Here is a 2,578-nt window from a genome sequence, read left to right on the forward strand (position 1 = left end):
TGCATGTTCCGGCCCATTCCGATCACCCATTTCGGTTCAATCCGATCACTGATTTCGGTCTAATCCGATCGCCTATTTCGGAGTTATCCGATCAAAAATGACGTTTTTCCGAAATCACTGATCGGAATCCCGAAATCTTCTTCTTTTTCTCATTAAATCAATTGGTAAGCTCCACTTCATCACTTTATTGAAGGAATGAGCTGCCATGGCGAGAAAGAGAACCGATATGAGAAAGATTAAAGACGTCCTGCGTCTCAAATTCGAAGTAGGATTAAGCCATCGAGACATCGGCCAATGCTTAAGTCTTGGTCCTTCAACCGTGAGTGAAATACTCTCGCGCTTTAAATCCAGTGACTTATCGTGGCCGTTGCCGGAAGCGCTAAACGATAAAACGCTCGAAGCGCAGTTGTATAGCACGGGTCCCGTTCAGCGCCAGAAACGGCTGCCTGACTTTATGCTAATGCAGCAAGAGTTGAAGCGCAAAGGCATGACTAAGCTCTTGCTGTGGGAAGAATATTGCGCCGAGGATAGTGCGTCAGCCTACGGCTACACGCAGTTCTGCGAGCACTATCAGCGGTGGCTTAAAAAGCAGAAACGCAGTATGCGACAACATCACATCGCAGGCGATAAGTTGTTTATTGACTATTGCGGACCAACGGTACCTATCATCAATCCTGATACGGGCGAAGTTCGTTATCACGCACAAATCTTCGTTGCGACCTTAGGCGCAACCAACTACACCTATGTTGAAGCTGGTCGCTCACAACGTGAAGAAGACTGGATAATGGCGCACGTAAGAACGTTCCGCCACCTTGGCGGTGTACCCCGTTTACTTGTGCCGGATAACCTGAAATCGGCCGTTACCAAAGCCCACCGCTACGCGCCTACGCTAAATGAAAACTATGCCAAAATGGCGCGGCATTATGGCTGTGCCATTGTGCCTGCACGCCCATATAAACCGAAGGATAAAGCCAAAGCAGAAAATGCGGTGCTGATTGTTGAGCGTTGGATATTAATGCGATTGCGACGTGAGAGCTTCTACACCCTAGCGGGTCTAAATGCGCGGATTAAAGTGTTAATGGCAGAGTTAAATAATCGGCCACAACGCTTATACCCAGGCTCTCGTCGTGAACAGTTTGAACTGCTCGATAAGCCAGCCTTAATGCCATTACCTGGCACCATGTATGAGTACATCGACAGTAAATGGGCGAAGGTAGGGCCGGATTACCATGTGTTGTACCAAAAGCATGCTTACTCTGTACCACACACTTTAGTGGGCAACACGGTGACCATAGAGGCAAGTGGCAGTGTGGTCAGCATCTATCATCACAATCAACTGGTAACACAGCACGCTAAATCAGCAAAAGAAGGCGGCTTCTCAACCCAAAAAGAACACATGCCGGACAGCCATGTAAAACAGCGCTTCAGTGCTGAGCGCTTACTGCACTGGGCTGAGAATATCGGTGTGGGTACCCGTGGTGTGGTGCAGTGGCACATCCATAGTCGCAAACATCCTGAGCAAGCGATTAAAAGCTGCTTAGCTATCCTAAACCTCACTAAACAACATGGTGCTGCGCGACTTGAAGCCGCTTGCCAAAAGGCATTACTGCTAGAACGCCCTCACCGGAGTGTGGTGATGAACTTACTCAAACATCATCAAGAAAGCATACCGAGCACCGCTGTTGAGCAGGATGAGCAGCCTGTCACCCATCACAATATCCGCGGCCAACATTACTATCAATAGGAAACCCCATGACACAATCTCAATTACAAGAGCAACTACGTAGCTTACGGCTTGGGCACTTCGCTCAAGCGTTACAGCAACAACAAAGCCAAGCGACAACTTACGACGAGATGAGCTTCGAAGAGCGCTTAGGATTGCTGGCACAGCATGAAATCCATTGTCGGCAAGACAGCAAAGTGAAGCGTTTACTGCGCCAGGCAACCTTGCGCTTAGAGGCTCATGCCAGCCGATTGGAATACCGTGCAGAGCGTGGCCTACGCAAAGATAAAGTCGCCACACTGTTAAGCGGCCAATACTTACATCGTGCCCATAACATTATCGTTACTGGCGCAACAGGGTGCGGAAAAACGTACTTCGCATGCGCGTTAGCCAGACAAGCCTGTGAACAACATCATACGGTGCGATATTACCGACTTGGGCAGCTTCTTGATGAACTGAATATCGGCCACGCCGATGGCAGTTACCGACAACAGCTTGCACAACTCGCTAAGAAAAAGTTGCTCATCCTGGACGACTGGGGAATGGAAAAACTGAGCGCACGTCAGGCTAATGACTTACTTGATGTGATGGAAGAGCGATACCAAAACACCAGTACCATTATCGCCAGCCAGTTACCCGTTACCGAATGGTACAAACTCATCAGTAACCCCACTGTGGCAGATGCATTACTCGACCGTTTATTGCACAACAGTCATCGAATTGAACTGGCTGGCGAATCGATGAGAAAACTAGACCAATCCGATCACTTAAGGTAAAACTGGCAGGGACGAAAAAGAAGATGAAAAAGTGATCGGATAAAACCGAAACGACCGATCGGATTCACCGAAATACGCA

2 protein-coding genes are annotated in these 2,578 nt (G+C 48.6%); both read left to right on the forward strand.

All coding sequences use genetic code 11. From position 1 onward, the window contains the following. Positions 1-205 precede the first annotated feature (205 nt). Positions 206-1,744 carry an IS21 family transposase gene (gene istA / locus BIZ39_RS21200; RefSeq protein WP_039221975.1) on the forward strand — a complete coding sequence of 513 codons (1,539 nt, stop codon included), beginning with the start codon at positions 206-208 and terminating at the stop codon, positions 1,742-1,744. Between the two features lie 8 nt (positions 1,745-1,752). Further along, on the forward strand, positions 1,753-2,499 hold the full coding sequence (istB, locus tag BIZ39_RS21205) for an IS21-like element helper ATPase IstB (RefSeq protein ID WP_039221977.1): 747 nt from the start codon (positions 1,753-1,755) through the stop codon (positions 2,497-2,499). Positions 2,500-2,578: the final 79 nt, after the last annotated feature.

The organism is Alteromonas sp. BZK5 (genome assembly GCF_014349115.1).
Taxonomy (GTDB): Bacteria; Pseudomonadota; Gammaproteobacteria; order Enterobacterales; family Alteromonadaceae; genus Alteromonas; species Alteromonas macleodii.

Excerpts from the sequence above, each read along its gene's own strand:
- istA (WP_039221975.1), top strand. The coding sequence starts at position 206 with ATGGCGAGAAAGAGAACCGATATGAGAAAGATTAAAGACGTCCTGCGT.
- istB (WP_039221977.1), top strand. The coding sequence starts at position 1,753 with ATGACACAATCTCAATTACAAGAGCAACTACGTAGCTTACGGCTTGGG.